Here is a 25,209-nt window from a genome sequence, read left to right on the forward strand (position 1 = left end):
AAAAGTGATTTTTATTAACTTCACCATAATTCATATTAGCTTTTACATATGTGAATCTAAATTTAAGTTTACTATTGCTAAAAAAAATATATTATTCGGCAATTATATTATCATATATAACATAATTTGTATACATTATTTTATACAATTAAAACATGTTTAATGAACAAAATTTTATTGTAACTTGAAAAGTAGATTCAGCAGTTCATCCGTATTATGGTGGTAAAAAGTAAGGTCTCACCAGCTATTGCCTTTTCTTATGAGCCATCATCTTAACCGCCGTGATTTTTTAAAACAGAGTAGTGCGGCTGCCTTTAGCCTGTCTTTCGGGTACGGTCCGAAACGTAAAGTTGCGCCAAGTGATCGGGTCCGGGTTGCCCATATTGGCCTGAATGGCATGGGAACCAATCACCTGAACTGGTTCGCTAAATTACCGGACGTCGAAGTGGTAGGGTTATGTGATGTTGATGAGACCCACCTGGCTAAAGCGCTCTCTACGTTACAGACCTTACAACCCAATACGACTGCCAAAACCTATCCTGATTTCCGCTACCTGCTCGACCGGAACGATATTGATGCCATTACCTGTGCCACCCCCGATCACTGGCATGCACAAGTTGCCATTATGGCGTTTCAGGCAGGTAAAGACGTATACGGAGAAAAACCGCTGTCGTATAGCGTGCGCGAAGGACAGAAAATGTTAAAAGCGCTGAATCGCTATGACCGAATTTTTCAGTTAGGCACCCAGATTCATGCGGGCGACAATTACCACCGGGTCGTTGAACTTATCAAAGCGGGCGCTATCGGAAAAGTGCATACTGTCCGGCTCTGGAAAACAGGCTTTCCACCCGTGCTGGGCCCAGCAAACTACCAGACTCCACCGGCTACCCTGAACTGGGATATGTGGCAAGGACCCGCTCCTGTATCACTCTACACACCCGAACGTTGCCACTTTACCTACCGCTATTTTCTGGACTACTCAGGGGGTGTGTTTCAGGACTTCTGGTGTCATATTGCCGATGTGGTCTGGTGGTCGATCAATCCCACGGGTTTAAAACGAATTCAGGCTAAAGGTGCGGCCCCCGAAGGTATCGGCGATGCTCCCAAATGGATCGATATTGATTATGAATTTGATGGCCTAAAGCTCCACTGGACCAGTACCCCACCCGATGTACCAGGGGCCGCCAAGCGAGGTATCGGAGCCTATTTTGAGGGCGATAAAGGCACGCTTCTGTGTGACTATAATAGCCGCGAGATTACGATAAACGGCGTAACGATGTCCGATATAGCCGAAATTCCTATCACCCTTGAGCGGTCGCCTGGTCATCAGCAGAATTTTATAGACTCGGTTAAATCCCGAAAGCAGCCCGAATCCAATCTGGCCTACGCCCGTCAGTTGACTATGCCTATGCATCTGGGGTTGATTTCGTATCGGCTTGGCGAACCGCTGGAGTGGAATGCCCACAAGGAGAAATTTAGGCATAATGCCGATGCCAATGCATTACTCTCAAGAGAATACCGAAAAGGCTGGGATTTGATTTAAAGTGGTTTGTTGTAAGGCGGCTGGGAACTTTACAACAAACCACTTTACCTAACGTGTCTTATTTTTCAGTACGACCAGGGGCAGGTGTGTTCCCCAGGCTGGCTTTAGCTCCTTCTGAATGATAAACGTCTGTGAAAAATTTCCCAGCACCACATCCGCATCCCCATCCTGATCTATATCGTTCACATCCATACATATCCAGCGGCCATATGTATGGATAGGTAGCACATGCGACTGAAACGTTAATGGCTTCTGTTGCTCGAAGTATTGAAAGTTTTCGCCCGGATTGTGTAGAAAATCAGCAAAGAAGGCAATGGTAGCGATGTCCAGATCGCCATCTAGGTCGAAATCTGCAGCCATCGCTTTCGTACATCCGTTGATGGGATAGAAATAGGCTTGTTTCAATCGAAAATCGCCTTCATTCAGGTAAACATACAAGCCATGATAGGGCTTCATGATTTTGGAATAATCGCTGTTGTCGCCACAGGTATACAGAATATCCAGCCGGCCATCCTTGTTGATATCAACCAGTTGAAAACTCGTAGAGCCATATACCGACGGAAACCGAAGTAGATTCCGCTCAACAAAACCGCCCTTTTTATCATTCAGAAATAACCAGATGCCTTCGTCGGCATGGGCAAATAAAACGACCAGATCGGGCCAGCCATCGGCATTAAAATCGCCCACCGTCGACTGAATGGCCCCGGCCACCTCCCAAATCGGAACTTTTGTAAAACTATTATTGGGTTGCTGTTTCAGCCAGTACAGGCCTCCCTGCAAATGACCAAACCCAGCAACCACCCAATCCATCAGACCATCTTTGTTCAAATCGGCAGCAACCGACTGTAAAGGTCGGGGTAAATTGGCATACACAATCGACGTATCGGCTGGCTGTTTACCCGAAAGGCTCATGGTTACCAGTTCACCGCGCGATATATCGGCCGCTCGCATAGTGCCCATACATGTAAATACCCCTTGTTCGGCCCCCGACTTGTCGCGAAAAAACGTTGCCTGTGCAGCCGCCGATTGCAATTGCTTACTGCCAGTTGCCTGTAACTGCCGATTCCACTGGGTAATATCCGACCGGAACGCATCGCTTGAATAGACTCGATGGCCAATCGTGTCGATTGCCACCATCGTCGTCATCGCTGTTTTTGTAGTATCGGTCTGGGGTTTTTCGAGCGAAAAAACTGCCCAGTCGTTGACAGGCTCGGTAACCACGTCAGCGTCTTTTAGTTTTGGCGGAGCCAGCGTTTCGTAATAAGCAATCAGCTTTTGCCAGTTTTCGAACGAGATCGCCGATTTCGGTCCCGCATAATAATTGCCACCCGGATACGCTTCAAGCCCCAGATTGGGTGCCATAGCTGGCAACACCGATTTTACCCAGGTTTCTTTGTCCAGCAACTCGGGCGATGGCAACATATGGCAGCTACCGCAGTGCTTTTCGGCCAGCGTTTTCCCTTCGGCAATAAGTGGGTTATCGAGCGTACTGTTACTGCCCGAGTGGCAGCTAGCTACCGCAATGGCTAAACCAACAAAACTATAAACAGAGAAAAAGAAGCGCATAAATGTACGCATAATCACCGCGTTACTATAGTAGGAATAAGTTGACCAGAAGCCCACCCGATCAGCAGAAAAGTCCGTCTAACATATCGAACTCGTTTGCCTTCCGAATTTTATAGGTTTTCAGAAAAGCCTTCAGTACGACGGGATTAGCTAACTCTTTGATATCCTTTTTCGTCGCCTTTATGCTGCTTTTCAACTCCCGAATATCGTTGTTGAAGCTGAACTCCAGACTAAACGCCGAGCCAACCATCATGAGGGGTTTGTTGAGGGCTGCCGAAAGCTGGCTCTGTAGGCCATACAACGCATTGGAGAGTTCGTCGGCCTGTTGTTTGAGTATTTTATTATAATACCGAAGCTGATCGTCGGCCAGGGTTTCGAGGTGTTGCTGATCGATTCGGTTAAACTCAAGCTGAAGTCTTAACAGCGAAAGCAGATCACTTTTTTCATAGGCTTCGGTTACGCGCTTCATGATTTCGGTTTTCCGGGCCTTTTCGTCTTCATCACGTTCGCGGTCAGGGTGAAACGCTTTCACCAGATCCATATAAAGCGTCCGAACCGCTTTGGTGATATTTCGATCTTCAACCAGCTTTTTCGCTTCCCGTTCCTGTTGTTTCGCCGATTTAGGCTTTTGAGCGCGTCGCTCCTGAGCGTCCTGCTGGCGCTGTTGATCTTCGGCCTGTTTGGCCTGCATCTGCTCCTGCATATACGCCATAAACTTTTCCTGCGTACTGACATCCGCCCCCTCTTCGAACGTAATGCCATACATAGCTCCGACCATCTCTTTCATTATTTCCGAAACCTGCTGATCAGCTTCCGTATCGGTAGCGTCATACCCCGCCTTGTCATATTTGTCAAAAACCGGCTTTAGCTCATCCAGCCCATGTTCGCTAATGAGTTCGTAAGCCAGGTTGAGGATTATATCGGCCAGTTTTTTTCGCTCCGTCTTGGTCGTTTCGGGCCTATCAGAAGCCCGGTCGAACAGTCGTACCAGGTCAGCCCGAAGCGTATTGAATGATCGAAGTAAGGGCTCATACTCGGAATATACTCGCTGCTGGATTTGGGTAGCGGTTGCCCGAAACTGTTCCAGATCGGCTTCCAGCTCCCCAATTTTTTTGGTCAGTCGGTTAAACTCCTTCTGTGCCTTCGAGAGCGGAGTTTTGTCTTTCCCCGGTGTTGGAATACGAACAAGTTGGGCCATAACAGCTAATCGCGAGAAGCATTTAAAGTAATTGGCCCAGACTATACATCGTCCAGGCCAACAGGATACCTACAAATATAGTACTAATATGGCTGTAGGCCCACAGGGTTTATTGTGAATCTGGGTATTCAACCTAACCCGAACAAGGGGTAATATGGCTGATTAAGAACGGGTAACCTTAGTGAGTCGCTTTGAAATGCCTTTGTATGTCAGATTGTTCTCAACGCATAACTAGTACTCCGCCCACCCGAATCTTCTTTGACAAGTATTTCCTGATCAAGTAAATTCTGAATGTCCCGTAGTGCTGTATCCTGTGATGTTTTGGTGATTTTAGCCCACTTCGATGTGGTCAATTTCCCCTCGAATCCATCCAGTAATTTATATATATCTATATCATTATTCACCGCAAATTTTGCGGTGAATATACTACCTAATCAACGCATTTTCCAGACTATCTATCCAGGTAGCTTCAGAGATGTGTGAACTATGCTTACTGTTGGATCCCGACTAGATTAAGCATGAACGCATATTCCAGCGCGATTTCCTTTAATACCTGGAAACGCCCTGACGACCCACCGTGACCCGCATCCATGTTGGTATGGAGCAACAACTGATTCGTATCCGTTTTCAGCGCACGTAGTTTAGCAACCCATTTGGCAGGCTCCCAATATTGCACCTGCGAATCGTGCAAACCCGTGGTTACGAGCAGATTAGGATAGGCTTTTTTCTCCACATTATCGTAGGGTGAGTACGACAGCATGTAATCGTAATAGGGCTTATTTTTGGGATTACCCCACTCTTCAAACTCACCCGTTGTGAGCGGAATACTTTCGTCGAGCATGGTCGTCACTACATCGACAAACGGCACCGATGCTACTACGCCCCGATAAAGCTGCGGAGCCTGATTGATCACAGCGCCCATCAGCAGACCACCTGCACTCCCGCCCATCGCAAACAATTTATCCGAACTGGTATATTTGTTCTTAATCAGGTACTCCGACACATCCACAAAGTCGTTGAAGGTATTTTTCTTTTTCAGCATCTTACCGTCTTCATACCACCGGCGCCCCATTTCCTGCCCACCCCGAATGTGTGCAATAGCGAAGATAAAACCCCGATCCAGCAGACTCAGCCGCGTCGAACTAAAGCTGGGATCAATTGAGTAGCCGTAAGAACCGTAGGCGTATTGTAATAACGGAGCCGAACCGTCTTTGGGTGTTCCCCTGCGATACACTAGCGATACGGGCACCTGCACACCATCGCGAGCGGTTGCGTACAGGCGTTCCGATACATAATTGGCCTTGTTGAAACCACCCAAAACCTCCTGCTGCTTTTTCAACGTTTTCTCCTTCGTATCCATGTTATAATCGAAGGTTGAGTTGGGCGTTGTCAGTGACGAATAGCTAAATCGGAGAATATTGGTGCTGAAATCAGGGTTATAGCCAATGCCAGCCACGTAAGCAGGCTCGCCAAAATAAAGGTACTGGTCGGTTTTAGTCTGCTGATTTATGACCCGGATGTTGGTCAAACCGGCCTTGCGCTCGCCCAACACCAGATGGTTAACAAACACATCCATTGTAGCCAGATACACATCGGGCCGATGCGGGATTACTTCTTTCCAGGCCGTACGATCAGTTGTTTTGCCATCTGGTACTTCCATCAGCCGGAAATTCTCGGCTTTCCAGTTCGTGCGGACATAGAATTTATCCTGGTAGTGTACAATGTCGTACTCATGGCCTTTCTCTCGCGGCAGAAACACCTTGAACGGACCCATTGGTTGACTAGCCTCTAATAGCCGATATTCGGTTGCAACGCCATTGTGATCGGAGCCGATGGCGATGTATTTCTTTGATTTTGAGCGACCCAAGCCCATATAAAACTGGTTATCGGCTTCTTCATATACCAGCACGTCAGTCTGGGGGCTTGTGCCCAGCACATGCCGATACACCTGATAACCTAGCAGCGTCTGCGGATCTTTTTTGATATAAAATAAGGTCTTGTTATCAGCAGCCCAGGCAAAGTTATCGGCTTCTACATCCGGTATCTTGTCTGCATAGGTTTTGCCAGTTTTCAGGTTTTTGATCCGCAGTGTATACAACCGACGGCTTACCACATCTTCGGCATAGATCGCCAGCTCCTCATTGTCCGACACTTCATATCCGCCTAAGTGGTAATAAGTATGCCCTTTTGCCAGCGCATTACCATCAAATAAAATCTCTTCCGGGGCATCGAGCGAACCTTTTTTACGGCAATAAATCGGGTACTCTCCGCCCGTGATGTATCGACTATAATAAAAATAGCTCCCCTCTTTATAAGGCACCGATTCATCCTGTTCTTTAATACGACCCTTCATCTCATCGAACAGCTTTTCCCGTAAACTTTTCACGGGCGCAAGCACTTGTTCGAGGTACGCATTTTCGGCGTTCAGGTAGTTGATAACCTCCGGGTTTTCGCGCTCGTTAAGGTAATAATAGTTATCAATTCGTTTGTGACCGTTGGTAATCAGTTCTTTAGGTTTACTAGTGGCTTTAGGAGCCGTAACGGGTTGTGCCTGCGTCATACTAAGGGATGTCAATAAACAGAAAAGCGCAAAATACGTCCGTTTCATAGGAAGAGAATAGCTCAAGCGTAAAGGCGCAAAAGGATATACAAAGAACGTAAAGAAATTAACAGCCGCTTTGCGTTCTTTGTGAAACGTTTGCGCTTATCCTCTTAACTAGATGCCTGAACTCGTTGTAGCTCACTATACCGAAGATCTGAGCTGGCTCCGAAATGTACCGAAAGACCTACCAATTACGGTCTACGATAAAAGTTCTGACCATGCCACTGGGCCTATGGCCGTTCCCCTACCCAATGTTGGGCGGGAAGCCCATACCTATCTGCATCACATCATAAGCCGATACGATTCGCTGGCCGAGTGGACTATTTTCTGCCAGGGCAAACCCTTCGACCATGCATATGATTTCAAGAAAACCCTACGGGCTTTTGCTGACGGCTCCTGGTTTTCTAACCCCGACGAACGGCATTCGAACCCGCATTTTTACTGGCTGGGCCACCTGATCGATACCGACGACGCCCAGGGCCATCGGTTATTCCGACCGTGGAGCAAAAACGACGACGGGCGGGGTCTGGACTTACGGGGGTTTCACCGATGCCTTTTTGGTACGGATGGACCTGAGCAATATACCTTTGTGCTGGGCGCCCAGTTTGCTGTTCATCGCAACCTTTTACAGCAAAAAACCGTATCCTTTTATGAGCAAGCCTTGAGGGTATCCATTGCCTTTCCCGATGCAGCCCACTGTTTTGAACGAAGCTGGGACCGTGTGTTTGGCATAGCAGGTATCGACCCGCACTGGCTGGCCAATCGACTGACGGTTCAGCTTAAACCCATGAAGTACCAGTCCGCTAGTTAACTTTCACACGAATTGATCGTTAGATAAAAAAAGTCAGTCTGAACAATTACAGGTAGGTAAATCTGATTTTTTTACAGATTCTCCGAACGCTTTGTCCATTTATTGCGTCTAATCTTTCGGCATCGAAAGCAACAAACCTTTTCGTATATTTAGCAAGTAATTCTGCCACCCATCCTCTCATGACCCGGACGTTTTACGTGCCTCGTTTTCGGCTCGTTTTGTTATGTATCGGCACCGCTGGTACACTGACTGCTTTTTACCCTGAAAAACTATCTCTTCAAAAAGCATTCGCCCGAATTACGAAAGAAGTAACTGCTCATAGCCGCGCCTACGAAACGCTTGCCCAGGCATCGGAACAGGTCGGGCATCGGCTCACAGGCAGTCCTAATGGTAGCCGTGCCGAAGCGTATGCATTCGATTTACTGTCGACATACGGCTTCAAAGAGATTCGGTATGAGCCATTTGAAGTTGAAGCCTGGGCACGCGACACGGTAACTTTATCAGTAGTACCTTCCAAAAGTGATAATTTCCGTGATGTGCCCGTAGTAGCGCTGGCCCATTCTCCCGTCGAAGCGCACGTAAAGGGCGAAATTATTGATGTAGGCAATGGTCTGGAGGGTGACTTTGCCGCCCTGAAAGGCAAACTAAAAGGCAAAATTGCGCTGGTCAATATTGGGTTATCCTCTCCAACCAAAGGTGCCCGAAATTTGCATCGTTCCGAAAAAACAGCACTGGCCATTCAGCACGGGGCCTCGGGGGTGATTATGGTCAATCTGGTACCCGGTAATGTACTGCTGACCGGAACCGCTTCCGTAACTGGCAAACTGATTCCAATTCCGTCGGTATGCATCTCGCTGGAAAGTGGCGAAGCCATACGTTCGTGGATGCAGGAGGAGCACAGCCCATTGCGGGCGATGATCGACATGACCAACACGAGCCGGAAAATTCGCGCCCGAAATGTAGTGGCAACCTTAAAAGGTTCGAAATATCCCGATGAAAAGATTATTGTGGGTGGGCACCTGGATTCATGGGATCTGGCGACGGGAGCCATCGACAATGGCATCGGCTCATTTGCCGTACTCGACATTGCCCGGACGTTTAAAGCGCTGAAACTGAAACCCAAGCGCACTATTGAATTTGTTCTATTTATGGGCGAAGAACAGGGGCTTCTAGGGTCGAAAGCAATGGTCGAAAACCTGAAAAAGGCAGGGCAACTGGATAAGGTTCGGTATATGATGAACCTCGACATGACCAATGATCCTACTGGCCTCAATGCGTTCGGGCGAGCCGATATGGTGCCATTCTTTAACAATGTTGGTGAAAACATCAAGTCGGTAGAGTCTGCCTTCTCAAATGATATGCAGAATCAGGCCGGTCTTCATTCCGACCACCAGCCCTTTATGCTCGAAGGGGTTCCGGTAGTGGGCCTGAACGGGCATCTGTCTAAATCCGTACTCGACTGCTATCACGCCAACTGTGACCGCATGAATCTGGTAAATGCCGATCAGTTAAAAAATACGGTTCGCTACTCAACTATGCTCCTGTATGCCCTTGCCGACGCAGATGATATTCCGACCCGTCGGCAAACGGATACCCAAACCCGCGATTACCTCGTGGCACAGGGGCTGCGAACACCTTTACAGATCGCCAACGAATGGCGCTGGAAAGAATAAAATCTTATCAAAGAATTTGATTCAAGCCCGGATTAGGAGACTAGGTTTTTGTTTCTTTGTAATTCTATAGCATCCTAACCCAAGCTATGGCCAAAAATACATTCCGGGAATCACCGCGCGTTACGCAACAGCAAAAAAAGCAACGACGCAAACTCAAGCTGGCAACCTGGCTGAACGACTTTATTGGTCTGGATCGGCTTTTTGGCGAAGACAATGCCTGGCCCATCCATCATATCGACCGGATTTTGTGGGTCACTTTCCTGCTCATTCTCTACATTGGCCTCAACCACAATGCTGAACGGCTCGTCCGACGAATTCAACGCACACAGATCCAGGTCGATGAACTCCGTTCGCAGTATACCGTTCTACAGGCTGATCTGGATAAGAGTGGAAAGCAGTCAGAAATCAGCAAGCGCGTAGCGTCACTCAGCCTTTCGGATAGCCAAACACCACCCCATAAAATCGTCGTCAAGTCAAATGAACATTAAGCAGGACATCATTCAACGGGCCAATAACGTTTATTACTTTGTTATTGTCCTGGCCGTTGGCGTTGTCTTTCGGCTGATTTACGTACAATATTTCCAGACGTTCAAAGGGCAGTTCTGGCGCGAGCGTGTCGATGCCACCCTGATCCAGCGCGACACCATTCGGGCTATGCGGGGAAATATTTTTGCCAACGACGGCCGACTGCTGGCGACTTCTTTACCAACGTATGTAGTAGGTCTCGACCCAACCATGGCGAAGCCCGATTATTTCAAAAAGAAAATAGACTCGCTGGGACTGCTGCTCTCTCAGATATACCGCGACCGCTCCCCGCAGGAATATGCTGACCTTGTTCGGGATGCCCGCGCCCATAAACGTCGGTATGTGTTGCTGAACCGCCGACGGGTTACCTTTCAGGAGCGGCAAAAAATGCTGAAATGGCCTTTTTTCCGATCAACGCCAAAAGTAGCTGCACGGGGTGGGGTATTGCGTCCTTTCTATGAACGCTATCACCCCTTTGGGCAAATGGCCGAACGAACCATCGGCAATCTGGATGCCAAAACAGGACGGGGTCTGATCGGCCTGGAAGCATCGTTTCAACCCGCACTGGCCGGAAAAAATGCAGTGGGCCTGGTTGAAGTGCTGGCGGGTGGCATCCGAAAACCCGTCAACGATGGACCCGATATGCAACCCGAATCGGGCATGGATCTGTACACCACCATCGATGTCAATTTCCAGGACATGGCCGAATCCGCTCTGCGTGACGCCTTGATCAAATACAATGCGGCAAAAGGTTGCGTGATTGTGATGGAAGTAGCCACCGGCGAAATCCGGGCAATGGCCAATCTGACCAAACAGGGCCGTGGCGACGGACCGGATCAGTATGTCGAAAACTTCAACCATGCTTTGGCTGGTCGTACTGACCCCGGCTCAACGTTCAAGTTAGCGACAATGATGGCTCTGATGGAAGAGAAAGCAATTTCGCTCAACCAACTGGTAGCAACCGGTGGTGGGTCAGCACGTTATAATGGCCTGGGCATTCATGATGCCAGCCGGGTAGGTCATGGAACGATTACCGCCCGCCAGGTTTTCGAAAAATCATCGAATGTAGGCACACACCTACTCATGCGTAGTTATTTCTACAGCCGCCCCGATCTGTACTGCCAATACCTCCGCCGATTCCACCTGACCCAACCAACAGGCATTCATATGAAAGGGGAAGCCATTCCGGTAGTTCGTAACCCGGATATGAAGGGCTGGAGCAAAGTGTCGCTGACTTCTATGTCGTATGGATACGAAATGCAAATTACCCCGCTCCAGATGCTGGCTTTCTATAACGCCGTTGCGAATAATGGCTATTGGGTGCGTCCGGTCATTGTGAAACAGATCAGGCTGGCAGGCGAAATTATTGAAGATAACAAACCCTATGTGCTTCCCGAACCCATCTGCTCGAAGGAAACGGCTCGGAAAGCGCAGGATTTGCTCCGGGGCGTAGTGACCAATGGCACTGCCAAGCACATTAATAATCCCTATTATGCCATTGCAGGCAAAACTGGAACGGCCCAAAAAATAATTAACGGGCAGTATCAGGTCGGTAAATATTATACCTCATTCATTGGGTATTTCCCGGCTGATAAGCCCAAATACAGCATGATCACGATGGTTGATACACCCCAGGGCGATAACATCGACCTGTTGTACGCGGGCGCTGTATCGGCCCCTGTATTTAAAGCTGTTGCTGACCGGATCGTAGCTTATGATATTCGCATGCATGCACCGATCCGAACTGGTAGTTCAAAACCTCTTTCAACAACGGGCCTACTGGCTGGCTATGCCGGTGACCTGCATACCATCAGTTCCACACTGGATATTGCCAACGAGCCGTCAACCGAAGGTTGGGTAGAAGCCGCAGGAAATGGTCGATGGAAATCGCGCCCAACGCGCCCCGGTCAGGTTCCTGATGTGCGTGGCCTAACCTTACGTGATGCCCTTTTTCTACTTGAAAATCGCGGTCTTCGCGTATCCGTCGAAGGGCGCGGCAAGGTTCGGGAGCAGTCGATTTCACCAGGCATGGCTATTGAACAGGTTGGCAGCAAGAGTATTATGCTTCGGTTAAGTTGATAGTTGATAAACTACGCAACATGTACATACTGTAAAAATTAGGTAGTACGCCCCTCAACCTGTTTTTTTGCAGCCATAAAACGAGACAAGGCATCGTTTATCGGTATGCAACTCAAAAACCTTCTCTATAAAATTCCGCTACTGGCTACGTCGGGCAGTATGGAAACTCACATTACGGCCCTTGCGATGGACTCGCGAAAAGTGGGACCGGGTAGTTTATTTATTGCTGTTCGGGGAACCGTAACCGACGGGCATAATTACATTGAAACGGCTATAAAACAGGGGGCTTCGGCAATTTTGTGCGAAGAGCTACCAGCCAATCCTTCTCCTGGAGTTACCTATGTTCAGGTGCAAAACTCTGCCCGAAGTATGGGGCTGATTGCGGCTAATTTTTACGAGCACCCTTCCCAAAAGGTAAAGCTTGTCGGCGTAACAGGTACGAACGGTAAAACCTCCGTAGCGACGCTCCTCTTTCGGCTGTTTCGTGCACTTGGCTACCGCTGTGGATTGCTATCGACTGTGCAGAATCAAATTGACGATGAGGTAATCCCAACGACACATACAACCCCCGACGTCATAACGATCAACCAGTTACTGGTGACGATGCTGGCACATGGGTGTACGCATGTGTTCATGGAAGTCAGCTCGCATGCGGTCGTTCAGGAGCGCATCGCTGGCCTTACGTTCGCAGGCGCTATTTTTACGAATATCACCCACGACCATCTCGATTTCCACGGCACATTTGATAACTACATACGGGCCAAAAAGGGCTTCTTCGACCAGCTTCCTGCATCGGCTTTTGCCCTTACCAATGTGGACGACAAACGAGGTTTGGTAATGCTCCAGAATACGGCTGCCCGCAAGGAAACTTACTCGCTCCAAACGCTGGCCTCCTTCAAAGGTAAGGTTATTGCCGATAGTTTATTTGGCCTCCATATGCAGCTCGATGGGCATGAGGTCTGGTTTAAGTTAATCGGTCGCTTCAATGCCTACAACCTACTGAGCGTATACGGAACGGCTGTGTTGCTGGGCGAAGATCCAGCCGAAGTCTTAATGCTACTCTCTGGTATTACGCCCCCTCCTGGCCGTTTTGAGCAGGTCGTATCGGACGATAAAATCGTTGGTATTGTCGATTATGCCCATACACCCGATGCGCTTCAAAATGTACTGGAAACCATCAATGGTCTGCGTCAGGCGAATGAGCAGATTATCACCGTAGTTGGTTGTGGAGGCAACCGCGATGCCGCTAAACGACCTATCATGGCCGAAATTGCCTGTCGATTCAGTAACCGGGTGATTCTTACGTCCGATAATCCACGAAACGAAGACCCAATGGCCATTCTGGAACAGATGCAGGCAGGTGTTCCGCCTATCGATTTCAAAAAAACGACCACAATAGAAGATCGGCACGAAGCCATTCGACAGGCCGTATCGCTCGCCAACCCACACGATATTATTCTGGTAGCCGGAAAGGGCCACGAAACCTATCAGGAAATAAAAGGAATTAAATACGATTTCGATGACCGGGCCGTCCTACGAGAGGCTTTCTCAGAACGCGGAAATCTGTAACTTTGGCACATGTATAATTTTGAATGACTGAATGATTGAATGATTGAATAGCGCCTGGGCAGTTATTCAATCATTCAATCATTCAGTCATTCAATCATTCTCCTCTATGCTCTATTATCTCTTTCAGTTTCTGGACGAACGCTATGATTTCCCGGGTGCGGGAGTTTTCCAATATATCTCGTTCCGGGCGTTAGGGGCTGTCGTCACGTCGCTACTCATTGCCGCTATTTTTGGACGACGAATTATCGATACTCTTCGCAATTTACAGATTGGTGAATCGATTCGGGATCTGGGTCTGGAAGGCCAGATGCAGAAACGGGGCACACCCACAATGGGAGGTTTTATCATTTTAGCCTCACTCCTGATTCCGGCACTCCTCTTTGCAAAGCTCTCTAATGTGTATGTCGTTCTGGCCCTGGTGTCAACCGTTTGGACGGGCCTGATTGGCTTCCTGGACGATTACATCAAGGTTTTCAAAAAGAACAAAGAAGGGCTACAGGGCAAGTTTAAAGTAGTTGGGCAGATTGGTTTAGGGCTCATTGTCGGCCTGACACTCTATTTCAACCAGTACGTCAAAATTCGAAAGTATGCTCCTCGTCTATTGAGTACCTCCAACGTACCCGACGTGTATACCGATATAAAATCGACCCTGACGACGGTTCCGTTTCTCAAGAATAACGAGTTTGATTATAGTTCGCTGCTATTCGGCTTATTGCCCGACAGCTATACCTGGATCATCTATGTAATTGTCTGTATTTTTATCATCACTGCGGTTTCGAACGGAGCCAATATTACCGATGGTATCGACGGACTGGCGGCTGGAACCTCCGTCATTATTGGGCTAACCATTGGTGTACTAGCTTATTTATCAGGCAATAAAGTATTTTCTCAGTACCTCAACATTATGTACATTCCCAATGCTGGCGAGCTGGTAATCTTCTGCGCAGCTTTTGTGGGAGCCTGTGTCGGGTTTTTGTGGTACAACTCCTACCCTGCACAGGTGTTCATGGGTGATACGGGTAGCCTGATGCTCGGTGGCGTTATTGCCGTGTTATTTCTGGCCATTCGGAAAGAGCTGATGATCCCTATTATCTGCGGCATTTTTCTGGTTGAACTTGTATCCGTGATCCTGCAAGTCAGCTATTTTAAATACACCAAACGCAAGTATGGCGAAGGCAGGCGAATATTCCTGATGTCGCCACTGCACCACCATTTTCAGAAAAAAGGATACCACGAAGCCAAGCTGGTGACCCGCTTCTGGATTGTCGGAATCATCCTGGCAGTTCTGGCGTTGGCCACGTTGAAGTTGCGCTAACAGGAATTCTTGACAGAGCCTTGTTTTTCAGCCTTATATCGTCTATATTTGCACTCCCGTTTTGAAGCGGGAGTGCTTTTTCATAGGCAAATCATTAGAAATCAACCAATTAGTCTCCATAAAGTGAATACGCTCAGTTACAAAACCATCTCTGCCAACAAAGAAACGGTGCAGAAGGATTGGGTTGTGGTTGACGCTCAGGGCGAAGTACTTGGCCGTCTGGCTAGCCAAGTTGCACGTCTGATCCGCGGCAAACACAAAACCAACTTCACCCCGCATGTTGATTGCGGAGATAACGTGATCGTCATCAATGCCGAAAAGGTGCGCCTGACGGGCTCTAAGATGACCGACAAAGTTTACGTTCGCCACACAGGTTACCCCGGTGGTCAACGGTTCGCATCGCCCCGGTTGTTACTCGAAAAACAACCCGAGCGCATCATTGAGCATGCTGTGAAGGGCATGTTGCCGAAAAACCGGCTTGGTCGGCGGTTGTACACCAACCTGTATGTTTATGCCGGTGATCAACACCCGCACGAGGCTCAGCAACCCAAAGCAGTTAAATTCTAAGTCATAATGGATCGTATTAATACCATTGGCCGCCGTAAAACTGCCATCTCACGGATCTATCTGTCGGCGGGCAGCGGAGCCATCTCGGTAAACGGAAAAGATTACAAACAGTATTTCCCAACCGAGGTCCTGCAAATCATTCTGAACCAACCCTTTGCTACAGTTAATGGCGTTGGTGGTTACGACGTAAAAGTAAACGTTCGTGGCGGTGGTGTAGCTGGTCAGGCCGAGGCAACTCGTATGGCCATTGCCCGCGCTCTTGTCGAACTGAACGCTGATTTCCGTCCGGCCCTCAAAAAAGAAGGGTTCCTGACTCGCGATTCGCGTATGGTTGAACGGAAAAAGTACGGTCGTCGGAAAGCCCGTCGTCGGTTCCAGTTCTCGAAACGTTAATATAGCTTGGCGGTTGGAGCATGGCGCATGGTTTTCAATCCTGCCCCCGGCACCTTGCTTTTTGTCCAGACTGCGCTTAGATGATGCCGATGCGTGGTGCTGCGTACTAATCAAATTTTTATTCTTCATTTTTCATAACGAAAATGGCACAAATTGAATATAAAGATCTCCTCGACGCCGGTGTGCACTTTGGCCACCTGACGCGTAAGTGGGACCCCCGGATGGCTCCGTACATCTTCATGGAGAAGAACGGCATCCACATTATTGACCTTAATAAAACATTAGCTTCACTCGACGAAGCCTGCAATGCTATCCGTGGTATTGTTCGTTCGGGTCGGAAGGTGCTGTTCGTTGCGACTAAAAAACAGGCTCAGGAAATTGTTTCGGAAGAAGCACGTCGCCTGAAAATGCCTTATGTTACCGATCGTTGGCAGGGTGGTATGCTCACCAACTTCGCTACCATTCGGAAGTCGCTGAAAAAAATGCAAACACTTGACAAAATGCTGAAAGACGAGGAGACCGTCAAAAGTATTGCCAAGCGTGAGCGTTTGACCCGGATGCGTGACAAAGAAAAACTGGAGCGTGTGTTGGGCGGTATTGCCGACCTGACTCGTTTGCCAGCCGCTCTGTTCATTGTCGACGTAAAACGTGAACACATCGCCGTTGCCGAAGCACACCGTTTGGGTATTCCTGTATTCGCTATGTGCGATACAAACTCGAACCCCGAAGCAGTTGACTTCGCTATTCCAGCTAATGATGATGCTTACAAATCCATTGCTCTGATTACCCTTGCCATCGGTAAGGCTATCGAAGAAGGGCTAATGGAGCGCAAGCAAGATAAAGACGATCAGCGTATCCAGGAGGAAGAAGAAGCTAAGCGTGCTGAAGACCTTGCCCAGGCCCGTGCCGAAGGCGCTACTCAGCCAGAAGCCGAAGCGACGGAAGCTCCTGTTGCTGAAGATGAGCAGGAAGCATAAATGAGTTTACAGTTTCCAGTTCGCGGTTTTTAGTTGGTGAGCACGAACTTTTTTAATGCATAAATCAACCAAAAACTGTAAACCGAAAACTGTAAACTAAAAAATAGCCCGTAGCCAGCCGCTATGGGCTATTCCATTTCAACAGATAATTTTTTGATCACAAAATAACGTTTGGTAATTCAACTTACTAACAACCTTTATTATGGCAATTACTGCTGCTGACGTAAACAAACTTCGGCAAGAGACCGGAGCCGGTATGATGGACTGTAAAAAGGCCCTTACCGAAGCTGATGGCGATTTTGAAAAAGCAAAAGAGATTCTGCGGAAGCAGGGTCAGAAAATAGCTGACAAGCGAGCCGACAACACAACTGCCGAAGGCATTGTATTAGCTCATGTTAGCCCCGATGGTAAATCCGGTAAGGTAATTGCTCTGGCTTGCGAAACAGAACCAGTATCGAAGGTGGCTGATTTTCAGAACCTGGCGATGGCTGTTATGAGCACAGCGGTTACCACCGATGCAACCGATAAAGCTACGTTGCTGGCTACTCCTCAGGCTGATGGTCGTTCACTCCAGGACCACATCACCGACCTGATGGGTAAAATTGGCGAAAAGATCGATGTTGCCTCTTTCGAAATCGTCTCGGCAGATAAAGTGGTATCCTATATTCACTCAAACGGTAAGCTGGGTGTACTGGTTGGTTTGACCAATACCAACGGTACCGAAGTTGCCGAAGTAGGTCGCGACGTTGCTATGCAAATTGCGGCAATGAAGCCTGTAGCGCTGGATAAAGACGGCGTTGATGCTACTATCGTTCAACGTGAAATCGAAATCGGGAAAGAGCAGGCTCGTGCCGAAGGCAAACCTGAAGCAATGCTTGAAAAAATTGCAATGGGTAAACTGAACAAATTCTACAAAGAAAATACGCTGCTGAACCAGGAGTTTGTAAAAGATCCTTCCATTACGATCTCGCAACTTCTGGATAAAACCAGCAAGGGACTGACTGTATCGGCTTTCAAACGCGTAGCTATTGGGTAGTCGATTTAGCGCTTTACCTGGTTAATTGCTTGTATACCCAGCCATATGGCTGGGTATTTTTTATTATCTACGTCGTTGATCGTGTTATTATTTATACAATTTTAACCTTGAAGCTAACCTAAAAGTAGGTATTTTGTTGTAAAATTAGCTGGTATAGGATGTTAGGGCTACTAACAAAAAACAGTTCAAAATAGGATTGAAATAGACTGAAGATAGACTGAAAAGGTACTGGCAGAGCAACAATTTTTTTGGACTTTTACCAATTAAATTAATTGAAATAAAACGCATTTTATAAACCTATAAACACATAAAGTATATCTATTTGGATAATCTTTTTTCAGGATCAATTCGTAGCTGATATTTTATTAATATTGCCGTTTAAGTTGAGTTACTTTTTTAACGCTTTCTGGTCATAAGAGCCACCACCGTATAAAATGGAGCAATATTCGGACGAGGAGTTAGTTCGGTTATATGTCGACACGCAACGAAATATTTATTTCGAACGGCTATACGAACGCTATTGCGATAAAGTGTACAGGAAGTGTTTATCGTTTACAAAAGATCCTGTTCGGGCAGAGGATTTGACGCATGATATTTTCCTTAAACTGGTCATTAAACTCGGAAGTTTTCGTGAACAGGCGAAATTCTCTACCTGGCTATATTCAATCACGTATAACTATTGCACCGACCAGATTCGAACGCAGAATATGCGCAAAGAGGTGTATATGGAAGATGGATGGGAACGGCTAGATATACAGCAGGAAGATGATCTGGGCGATTTGGCAGAAATGGAAGCAAAGCAACTTGAGCGTGCCCTACACCAACTTCCTCCCGAAGAACAGTCGATGCTTCTGATGAAATATCAGGATGATATTAGCATTCGGGATATTGCCAATATAAACGGCCTGACCGAAAGTGCCGTGAAAATGCGCTTGAAACGATCACGAGATAAACTTCGTAAACATTACCTTGAAGGAGTTGTATTCTGGCTCCTACTGGCTATCAAAATGATACTTTCTATACGCTGGCCTTTTCGTTAATTAATCGGCATGGAAAACACAAACCCATTCAAGCAACTTGAGCCAGATGATCTTTGCCCTCCGCATTTAAAAACGGAGTTAGTATCTGAAATTGATCTGATCCGTAATGCCGTTACCGTTATAGACCTCTATATCGGCGATTTGTTTGCTTTAGCATCAGCACTTGTTAACCCACCTCATTTAACACCAGACGACACAAATCCTACCGTATGAATCAATTACCTGAACTGACCGAAATTATTCGGAATACATTTCAAACCCTCATCAATCAATTTGTTGAATTTGTCCCTCGTCTACTAGGTGCTATTGTCATCCTACTAATTGGTATTGGGTTTGCCCGATTGGTCGCTATGATCGTGCGCCGGGTACTGGGAAAAGTGGGGTTTGATAAAATCGGTAATCGCCTGAATGAAATTAGCATTATCAAGCAACTAAAAACAGAAATTAAGCTAAGCGAAATTATTGCTAAAGTTCTTTATTATTTCATTCTGCTGGTATTTATCAAAGCCTCTACCGAAAAGCTGGGTGTTGGAGCAATTACCGAGATGGTGGCTTCACTAATCAATTTTATTCCCAAACTGATTGCAGCCGCTATTATGTTGCAGGTGGGCGTGCTAATCGCCGATGCTTTACGGGCAGCCGTTATCAACGTATGTCAATCGTTTAATATTGCATCGGGTCGGTTACTAAGTATGATTGTGTTTATTTTCTTTTTAATTGTTACAGTTATTAGTGCCTTAGGGCAAGCGGGTATAAATACAGAATTACTTGAATCCAGCTTCAACCTCATTATTGGTGGAGTTATATTCGCCTTTGCTATCGGTTATGGCATTGCTTCCCGCGACTTGATGGCCAATATTATATCATCTTTCTACACGAAAAATAAATATAAAGAAGGTCAGGTTATTCAAATTGATGACGCGAAAGGTGAGATTATTAAAGTAGATACATTATCGTTAACCCTTCGTACAGGTCAAACTACTACGGTTATTCCTTTACAGACTTTGCAAATGAAAAAAGTAGAGGTTTTTGATAACGCTCCTGCTACTTAACGAAGTTACTCTGCCCCCCTTAAACAGTCTTAAGAGCCAATCAAGTTTTCAAAAGTTAATATGAAAAAATCTGCGCTCTGTATACTAATAACCGGACTTTCCCTGAACCAGGTATATGCCCAGGATTCGACTCGGGTAACCACCAATTTTAAAGATACCGTTGCGGTTAAGCCCGATACATCCTACTGGCAAAAATCATTTAGTGGAGGGGTCAATTTTAACCAGGCCTCTTTTAGTAACTGGTCAGGTGGCGGAGTTAATTCGGTGGCTCTTGGCGCTGTTGTAGCCGCTCGTGCGCTCTACGAAAGAGGGAAAACATCCTGGGATAATACGGCGGATCTACAACTAGGTTATGTAACGCAATTAGGTAATACCCGAAAAGCGGCTGACCAGATCATGATTATTTCAGTATTGGGCAAACAGATTGCGCCTAAGTGGGATTTGTTTGTTTCTGGAACCTTCAATACATTTTTTGCGCCGGGTTACCGCTACGATAAGCTTCCTTCCGACCAAACCAGGCTGAAAGTATCCAATTTTTTTGCGCCGGCTCAACTTACATTAGCTCTGGGTATAGCTTATAAACCGAATGACTGGTTCGCCCTCCGAATGAGTCCTATTGCCCCACGGCTTACATTGCTGGGTGATCAGAATGTGCGGGTACGCGAACAGGCAGATGGTACATTTGTGCCCGACCTCACCCAGAAAGCATACGGTGTTGATCCGGGAAAAAGCAGCCGAACCGAATGGCTGGCGTTTCAGTTACAAGCCGCCCTTAATCGTAATCTGACCGAAAACATTTCCATAAATACACGGTATCAGCTATTTACGGAATATTCCCATCTGGATAATATCAATCATCGGCTCGATCTGATCATAACTGCTAAAGCCAGTAGATACATCAGTACTACATTTGGACTGATTGCACTTTATAACAAAGACTTTAGCTCTAATTTACAAATCCAACAAACATTAGCCATCGGATTGGTATATAACATCAGTTCCTTCAAAAAGAAAAAAGACTCCGCAAAAGCCAGTGACCCTTTGCCGGGCAGATTTTGATTTACAGGAACTTTTATCTACTTTACTCTTCATAATTGCAATTAGTATATTCCAACCCAAAACTTAACCATTATGCTAAGTGAATTTAAAACCTTTATTGCTCAGGGCAACGTCATCGATCTGGCCGTTGGGGTTATTATCGGTGCTGCGTTTGGTAAAATTACGACGTCACTAGTTGAAGACATCATTAACCCGATTCTGGGGATTGTTTTAGGCGGAGTTGATTTCAGCCAAATGAAATACGTTCTTAAAGAAGCAGTTGGAACAACACCTGAAGTTGCTATTCGATACGGAAACTTCCTGAATACGATCATCCAGTTTTTGATTATAGCCTGGGTAGTTTTCCTAATTGTCAAGCTGGCCAATCGTGCACGGTTATCCAATTCGATGGAATCTAAATAATAAGATTTGTAGAGAAATTTAGTTGAAAAGCCCTGGCCCATAGCCGGGGCTTTTTCATTTATGTGTTACTTTGCTAAGCGTAAGTACTTGTTATGTCAGTGCAAAAAATAGTTATTCTAGGCGGGGGCGAAAGCGGTGTAGGAGCCGCTTTGCTGGCACAAGCTAAAGGCTTTGGTGTCTTTTTGTCGGATAAAGGCGCCCTCAAAGAGAGCTACCGAACAGCTCTTCAAACGGCGCAGATCCCATTTGAAGAAGGAAAACATACCGAAGAGCTCATTCTGGATGCTACTGAAGTCATAAAAAGCCCAGGTATTCCCGAAACAGCCCCTCTCGTGCAAAAGCTTAGAGCGCAGGGAACGCCCGTAATTTCAGAGATTGAATTTGCCGCCCGTTACACACGCGCTAAACTGATCGGTATTACAGGTAGCAACGGCAAAACGACGACGACGCTGCTAACGTATCACTTACTTAAAACCGCTGGTTTTAATGTGGGGCTGGCTGGTAATATAGGCGATAGCTTCGCTGAACAGGTCATTACCGATCGCTTCGACTATTTTGTACTCGAACTTAGCAGTTTTCAACTGGATGACATGTACAATACCCATCTCGATGTTATGGTGCTGCTCAATATCACCCCTGACCATCTGGATCGGTACGGCTATAACTTCCAGAATTACGTTGATTCTAAATTTCGAATACTTCAAAATGCGCGGCCAGAGGACGACTTTATCTTTTTTGCCGAGAGTCAACCCATTCTGAACGAGTTCGCGAAACGGCACCCAGATGTAAATCGGTTACCCGTTTCGTTGCAAAAGGCAGTTTCGCCCGGCGGCTACCTGGAAAACGGACAGCTAATTTCCGCAACTAAGAATACGTCATTTACTATAGCTCAGGCTGATACTCCTTTGCGGGGACCACATAACGCCATAAACATGCTATCGGCCATGTTAGCCGCGCAGTCAGTTGGCGTCTCAAATGAAGCACTGACACAAGGGCTTAAAACGTTCCAGAATGCGGCCCATCGACTTGAGCCGGCAGGAACGATTCATGGTGTACAGTTCATCAACGACTCAAAAGCCACTAATGTCGATTCGGTTTTCTATGCCTTGTCGAGTATGGATGCACCAACGGTCTGGATAGCAGGCGGTTTAGACAAAGGCAATGACTATAGCCAGTTAGATGAATTGGTGAAACAGCGTGTAAAGGCCCTGATTTGCCTGGGCATTGATAACCATAAACTCATCGATTATTTCGGCTCGAAGCTCCCAACTATTTATGAAACCCAATCCGTTACGGATGCCGTTGCGAAGGGACTGGAATTAGCGCAACCAGGCGAAGTAGTCCTTTTATCCCCCGCTTGTGCAAGTTTTGATCTGTTTAAAAATTACGAAGATCGCGGTAATCAGTTTAAAGCCGCCGTTCAAAAGTTACTATAGCCTAGATGATGTAGGGTAAATGCACCGTCAGCCTATCTCATCCCTAATACACCATACATTACAAAAACATGGCCCTACGTGAATGGATTCGAACGCATCTGAAAGGTGACCGCCAAATTTGGTGGATCGTCTTGTATTTGTCAATCATGAGTGTTTTGGTTGTTTATAGTGCAACAGGCACTAAAGCGTTCCGGGAACTCGATGGGAATACCGAAATCTTCCTACTCAAGCATGGATCGTTGTTGCTGATTGGGCTGGCCTGCACCTATTTTGCCCATAAGATCAACTACGTCTATTACGCCCGACTGTCTAAATATGGTCTCTGGCTATCCGTCCCTTTGCTGATATGGGCCTATTTTAAAGGCTCTACCTTGAATGATGCATCGCGCTGGGTAACGATTCCGATCATTAACCAGACGTTTCAGCCGTCCGATTTAGCCAAACTGGCTCTTATTTCTAATCTGGCGGCTATGCTGGCTAAGAGGCAGCGGTTCATGAATGATCCAACGGTTCTGTTCAATCTGATCCTCTGGATTGGTCTTATCTGCTCGCTCATTATCCTCACAAACACATCGACAGCACTTTTGCTAGGTGCCACCTGCTTTCTGCTGATGTACATTGGGCGGGTACCCGTTCGGTATCTTGGCTACATGATAGCCGTGTGCGTTTTATTTGGCGGAATTGCTTTGGCAGCCGGGCAACGGTTGGGTACAGCCGTTAATCGAGTCAAAAGCTTTTCGGACTCCGACACCATTCTGTATCAGGTAGAACAGTCGTATATAGCGCTGGCCAATGGTGGATTAACGGGTCAGGGACCCGGCAATAGTCACCAGCGAAATACCCTACCCAATCCCTTCTCCGATTTCATTTACGCCATTATCGTTGAAGAATACGGACTGCTGTTAGGAGGCATTCCAGTCGTACTGGCTTATCTATGGTTTTTATGGCGAGGCATGAAAACGCTTCAAAAAGCGACCCGACCGTTTGGTGGATTGCTCTCAGCAGGCTTGACATTTAGCATTGTTTTTCAGGCCTTTGCCAGTATTTGTGTAGCTATTGGTATGGCCCCCGTAACGGGCCAACCGTTACCTTTGTTAAGTATGGGCGGCACTTCCTTGATATTCACAGGCTTAGCCATTGGCATTGTCCTTAGTGTCAGCCGTGAGGAAGCCGATGAGAGTCGAATTTAAACAGTACGGTTTACAATCAATCGAATGAAAGTAATTATCAGCGGAGGTGGAACCGGCGGCCACATTTACCCAGCCATTGCCATTGCCAACGAGCTAAAAGCCATCGACCCCTCTACAGAGATTCTGTTTGTAGGAGCCGAAGGCAAAATGGAAATGGAGAAAGTTCCCCGTGCTGGCTATAAAATAGTCGGGTTACCTGTTGTTGGCATTAAGCGCGAGCTTACTCTGGAAAATCTTGGATTTCCTGTCAAACTGGGTAGAAGTTTATTGAAGGCCCGCCAGATCGTTCGTGATTTCCAGCCCGATGCCGCTGTTGGCGTAGGTGGCTATGCGAGTGGACCACTACTTTTAGCGGCTTCCCTTAAAGGCGTACCTACGCTTATCCAGGAACAAAACTCGTATGCTGGTCTGACCAATAAAGTATTGGCTCGCTGGGCCAAACGCATCTGCGTTGCCTATCCTGATATGGAAGCCTTCTTCCCAGCCGAAAAACTGAGTATAACGGGCAATCCGGTACGAAGCGATATTCAATTTGCCGATCAGCAGCGAGAAGCTGGACGAACACTGTTCAATCTGGAGGCTAGTCGGCCAACCTTACTGATTATTGGGGGTAGTCAGGGAGCAAGAACCATCAATGAGAGCATAGAAGGGGGCTTACAGCGTTTTGTTGAAGCGGGGGTGCAGGTTATCTGGCAAACAGGGCCCGGATTCATTGAGCGGGCAAAAACCGCTGCTGCCGCAACGGGCTCGCCCCTGATCAAAGCCTACGACTTCATTTACGAAATGGATAAAGCCTACGCCGTTGCCGATGTTGTGGTATCGCGGGCAGGGGCTCTATCTGTATCAGAATTGTGCCTGGTAGGCCGGCCCGCCATTCTGGTACCGTTTCCGGCTGCCTCCGAGGATCACCAAACCAAAAATGCGATGAGCCTGGTAGACCATAAAGCTGCTCTGCTGGTAACCGATAAGGCCGCTCGTGAACAGTTGGTAACTGCCGCACTGAACTTACTGAACGACCCAATGCAACAAACTCAGTTGAAAACGCAAATCAAAACATTAGCGAAACCCAATGCCGCCCGCGACATTGCGAATGAAGTAATTAAGTTGGCAGGATCAACTTCCAGCCAGACCCATTAAATTTAGTTTATAAGACCAGGCTAACGTCTGGCCAGGATA

Annotated in this window: 22 protein-coding genes; 19 read left to right on the plus strand and 3 right to left on the minus strand. The window is 47.1% G+C overall.

Annotated features, from left to right (window positions below; translation table 11 throughout):
* Positions 1-259 precede the first annotated feature (259 nt).
* Positions 260-1,543 (plus strand): Gfo/Idh/MocA family protein, encoded by a 1,284-nt coding sequence (locus tag B5M13_RS28310; protein ID WP_080058859.1) that lies wholly within the window; start codon positions 260-262, stop codon positions 1,541-1,543.
* Positions 1,544-1,591: 48 nt separating this feature from the next.
* Here B5M13_RS28310 and B5M13_RS28315 read toward each other — a convergent pair whose 3' ends face one another.
* From B5M13_RS28315 to B5M13_RS28330, 3 genes are all read right to left on the minus strand, one after another.
* On the minus strand, positions 1,592-3,121 hold the full coding sequence (locus B5M13_RS28315) for an FG-GAP-like repeat-containing protein (protein WP_080058860.1): 1,530 nt from the start codon (positions 3,119-3,121) through the stop codon (positions 1,592-1,594).
* A gap of 49 nt (positions 3,122-3,170) precedes the next feature.
* Positions 3,171-4,307, minus strand: a complete 1,137-nt coding sequence (locus tag B5M13_RS28320; RefSeq protein WP_080058861.1) for a hypothetical protein — start codon at positions 4,305-4,307, stop codon at positions 3,171-3,173.
* Positions 4,308-4,797: 490 nt separating this feature from the next.
* Positions 4,798-6,915 carry a S9 family peptidase gene (locus tag B5M13_RS28330; protein WP_080058862.1) on the minus strand — a complete coding sequence of 706 codons (2,118 nt, stop codon included), beginning with the start codon at positions 6,913-6,915 and terminating at the stop codon, positions 4,798-4,800.
* A 112-nt stretch (positions 6,916-7,027) separates the two neighbouring features.
* On the opposite strand from B5M13_RS28330, the gene B5M13_RS28335 reads away from it, so the two are divergent.
* The 18 genes from B5M13_RS28335 to murG all read left to right on the plus strand — a co-directional run bounded on the left by B5M13_RS28335 (position 7,028) and on the right by murG (position 25,170).
* Positions 7,028-7,720 carry a DUF3431 domain-containing protein gene (locus B5M13_RS28335; protein WP_080058863.1) on the plus strand — a complete coding sequence of 231 codons (693 nt, stop codon included), beginning with the start codon at positions 7,028-7,030 and terminating at the stop codon, positions 7,718-7,720.
* A 179-nt stretch (positions 7,721-7,899) separates the two neighbouring features.
* Positions 7,900-9,393: a M20/M25/M40 family metallo-hydrolase gene (locus tag B5M13_RS28340; RefSeq protein WP_080058864.1), complete on the plus strand. Its 1,494-nt coding sequence runs from the start codon at positions 7,900-7,902 to the stop codon at positions 9,391-9,393.
* Positions 9,394-9,479: 86 nt separating this feature from the next.
* Entirely contained in the window at positions 9,480-9,881 is a 402-nt protein-coding gene (locus tag B5M13_RS28345) for an FtsL-like putative cell division protein (protein WP_080058865.1), read from the plus strand.
* Positions 9,871-11,997 (plus strand): penicillin-binding protein, encoded by a 2,127-nt coding sequence (locus B5M13_RS28350; protein ID WP_080058866.1) that lies wholly within the window; start codon positions 9,871-9,873, stop codon positions 11,995-11,997. The genes B5M13_RS28345 and B5M13_RS28350 overlap by 11 nt, the downstream gene beginning before the upstream one ends.
* Positions 11,998-12,102: 105 nt before the next feature.
* A complete protein-coding gene (locus tag B5M13_RS28355) occupies positions 12,103-13,566 on the plus strand; it encodes a UDP-N-acetylmuramoyl-L-alanyl-D-glutamate--2,6-diaminopimelate ligase (protein WP_080058867.1) in 1,464 nt (487 codons plus the stop codon).
* A 106-nt stretch (positions 13,567-13,672) separates the two neighbouring features.
* Positions 13,673-14,881 (plus strand): phospho-N-acetylmuramoyl-pentapeptide-transferase, encoded by a 1,209-nt coding sequence (gene mraY / locus B5M13_RS28360; protein ID WP_080058868.1) that lies wholly within the window; start codon positions 13,673-13,675, stop codon positions 14,879-14,881.
* A 123-nt stretch (positions 14,882-15,004) separates the two neighbouring features.
* Positions 15,005-15,448 carry a 50S ribosomal protein L13 gene (gene rplM, locus B5M13_RS28365; protein WP_020597106.1) on the plus strand — a complete coding sequence of 148 codons (444 nt, stop codon included), beginning with the start codon at positions 15,005-15,007 and terminating at the stop codon, positions 15,446-15,448.
* Between the two features lie 6 nt (positions 15,449-15,454).
* On the plus strand, positions 15,455-15,841 hold the full coding sequence (rpsI, locus tag B5M13_RS28370; RefSeq protein WP_020597105.1) for a 30S ribosomal protein S9: 387 nt from the start codon (positions 15,455-15,457) through the stop codon (positions 15,839-15,841).
* Positions 15,842-15,984: 143 nt separating this feature from the next.
* Positions 15,985-16,818: a 30S ribosomal protein S2 gene (gene rpsB / locus B5M13_RS28375; RefSeq protein ID WP_020597104.1), complete on the plus strand. Its 834-nt coding sequence runs from the start codon at positions 15,985-15,987 to the stop codon at positions 16,816-16,818.
* 202 nt (positions 16,819-17,020) lie between these two features.
* Complete coding sequence (gene tsf / locus B5M13_RS28380; RefSeq protein WP_080058869.1) at positions 17,021-17,854, plus strand: translation elongation factor Ts; 834 nt, start codon at positions 17,021-17,023, stop codon at positions 17,852-17,854.
* Positions 17,855-18,288: 434 nt separating this feature from the next.
* Positions 18,289-18,894, plus strand: a complete 606-nt coding sequence (locus tag B5M13_RS28385; RefSeq protein WP_080058870.1) for an RNA polymerase sigma factor — start codon at positions 18,289-18,291, stop codon at positions 18,892-18,894.
* Between the two features lie 9 nt (positions 18,895-18,903).
* A complete protein-coding gene (locus B5M13_RS28390; protein ID WP_080058871.1) occupies positions 18,904-19,107 on the plus strand; it encodes a hypothetical protein in 204 nt (67 codons plus the stop codon).
* Complete coding sequence (locus B5M13_RS28395; protein WP_080058872.1) at positions 19,104-19,946, plus strand: mechanosensitive ion channel family protein; 843 nt, start codon at positions 19,104-19,106, stop codon at positions 19,944-19,946. The genes B5M13_RS28390 and B5M13_RS28395 overlap by 4 nt, the downstream gene beginning before the upstream one ends.
* A gap of 60 nt (positions 19,947-20,006) precedes the next feature.
* Complete coding sequence (locus tag B5M13_RS28400) at positions 20,007-21,005, plus strand: DUF3078 domain-containing protein (RefSeq protein WP_080058873.1); 999 nt, start codon at positions 20,007-20,009, stop codon at positions 21,003-21,005.
* A gap of 72 nt (positions 21,006-21,077) precedes the next feature.
* Positions 21,078-21,407, plus strand: coding sequence for a large-conductance mechanosensitive channel protein MscL (gene mscL, locus B5M13_RS28405; RefSeq protein ID WP_080058874.1), 330 nt, complete (start codon positions 21,078-21,080; stop codon positions 21,405-21,407).
* A 92-nt stretch (positions 21,408-21,499) separates the two neighbouring features.
* Positions 21,500-22,843 carry a UDP-N-acetylmuramoyl-L-alanine--D-glutamate ligase gene (gene murD, locus B5M13_RS28410; RefSeq protein ID WP_080058875.1) on the plus strand — a complete coding sequence of 448 codons (1,344 nt, stop codon included), beginning with the start codon at positions 21,500-21,502 and terminating at the stop codon, positions 22,841-22,843.
* 68 nt (positions 22,844-22,911) lie between these two features.
* Complete coding sequence (locus B5M13_RS28415) at positions 22,912-24,033, plus strand: FtsW/RodA/SpoVE family cell cycle protein (protein WP_080058876.1); 1,122 nt, start codon at positions 22,912-22,914, stop codon at positions 24,031-24,033.
* A 24-nt stretch (positions 24,034-24,057) separates the two neighbouring features.
* Entirely contained in the window at positions 24,058-25,170 is a 1,113-nt protein-coding gene (murG, locus tag B5M13_RS28420) for an undecaprenyldiphospho-muramoylpentapeptide beta-N-acetylglucosaminyltransferase (RefSeq protein WP_080058877.1), read from the plus strand.
* Positions 25,171-25,209: the final 39 nt, after the last annotated feature.

It is taken from the genome of Spirosoma aerolatum (assembly GCF_002056795.1).
GTDB classification, from domain to species: domain Bacteria; phylum Bacteroidota; class Bacteroidia; order Cytophagales; family Spirosomataceae; genus Spirosoma; species Spirosoma aerolatum.

Bases quoted from the DNA above. Each gene is read 5' to 3' on its own strand.
- B5M13_RS28340 (WP_080058864.1), top strand. From the start codon at position 7,900: ATGACCCGGACGTTTTACGTGCCTCGTTTTCGGCTCGTTTTGTTATGT.
- B5M13_RS28385 (WP_080058870.1), top strand. From the start codon at position 18,289: ATGGAGCAATATTCGGACGAGGAGTTAGTTCGGTTATATGTCGACACG.
- B5M13_RS28315 (WP_080058860.1), bottom strand. From the start codon at position 3,121: ATGCGTACATTTATGCGCTTCTTTTTCTCTGTTTATAGTTTTGTTGGT.
- mraY (WP_080058868.1), top strand. From the start codon at position 13,673: ATGCTCTATTATCTCTTTCAGTTTCTGGACGAACGCTATGATTTCCCG.
- B5M13_RS28320 (WP_080058861.1), bottom strand. From the start codon at position 4,307: ATGGCCCAACTTGTTCGTATTCCAACACCGGGGAAAGACAAAACTCCG.
- B5M13_RS28350 (WP_080058866.1), top strand. From the start codon at position 9,871: ATGAACATTAAGCAGGACATCATTCAACGGGCCAATAACGTTTATTAC.
- murG (WP_080058877.1), top strand. From the start codon at position 24,058: ATGAAAGTAATTATCAGCGGAGGTGGAACCGGCGGCCACATTTACCCA.
- B5M13_RS28395 (WP_080058872.1), top strand. From the start codon at position 19,104: ATGAATCAATTACCTGAACTGACCGAAATTATTCGGAATACATTTCAA.
- rpsB (WP_020597104.1), top strand. From the start codon at position 15,985: ATGGCACAAATTGAATATAAAGATCTCCTCGACGCCGGTGTGCACTTT.
- B5M13_RS28330 (WP_080058862.1), bottom strand. From the start codon at position 6,915: ATGAAACGGACGTATTTTGCGCTTTTCTGTTTATTGACATCCCTTAGT.
- B5M13_RS28390 (WP_080058871.1), top strand. From the start codon at position 18,904: ATGGAAAACACAAACCCATTCAAGCAACTTGAGCCAGATGATCTTTGC.
- murD (WP_080058875.1), top strand. From the start codon at position 21,500: ATGTCAGTGCAAAAAATAGTTATTCTAGGCGGGGGCGAAAGCGGTGTA.
- tsf (WP_080058869.1), top strand. From the start codon at position 17,021: ATGGCAATTACTGCTGCTGACGTAAACAAACTTCGGCAAGAGACCGGA.
- B5M13_RS28345 (WP_080058865.1), top strand. From the start codon at position 9,480: ATGGCCAAAAATACATTCCGGGAATCACCGCGCGTTACGCAACAGCAA.
- mscL (WP_080058874.1), top strand. From the start codon at position 21,078: ATGCTAAGTGAATTTAAAACCTTTATTGCTCAGGGCAACGTCATCGAT.
- B5M13_RS28335 (WP_080058863.1), top strand. From the start codon at position 7,028: ATGCCTGAACTCGTTGTAGCTCACTATACCGAAGATCTGAGCTGGCTC.
- B5M13_RS28400 (WP_080058873.1), top strand. From the start codon at position 20,007: ATGAAAAAATCTGCGCTCTGTATACTAATAACCGGACTTTCCCTGAAC.
- B5M13_RS28310 (WP_080058859.1), top strand. From the start codon at position 260: ATGAGCCATCATCTTAACCGCCGTGATTTTTTAAAACAGAGTAGTGCG.
- rpsI (WP_020597105.1), top strand. From the start codon at position 15,455: ATGGATCGTATTAATACCATTGGCCGCCGTAAAACTGCCATCTCACGG.
- B5M13_RS28355 (WP_080058867.1), top strand. From the start codon at position 12,103: ATGCAACTCAAAAACCTTCTCTATAAAATTCCGCTACTGGCTACGTCG.
- B5M13_RS28415 (WP_080058876.1), top strand. From the start codon at position 22,912: ATGGCCCTACGTGAATGGATTCGAACGCATCTGAAAGGTGACCGCCAA.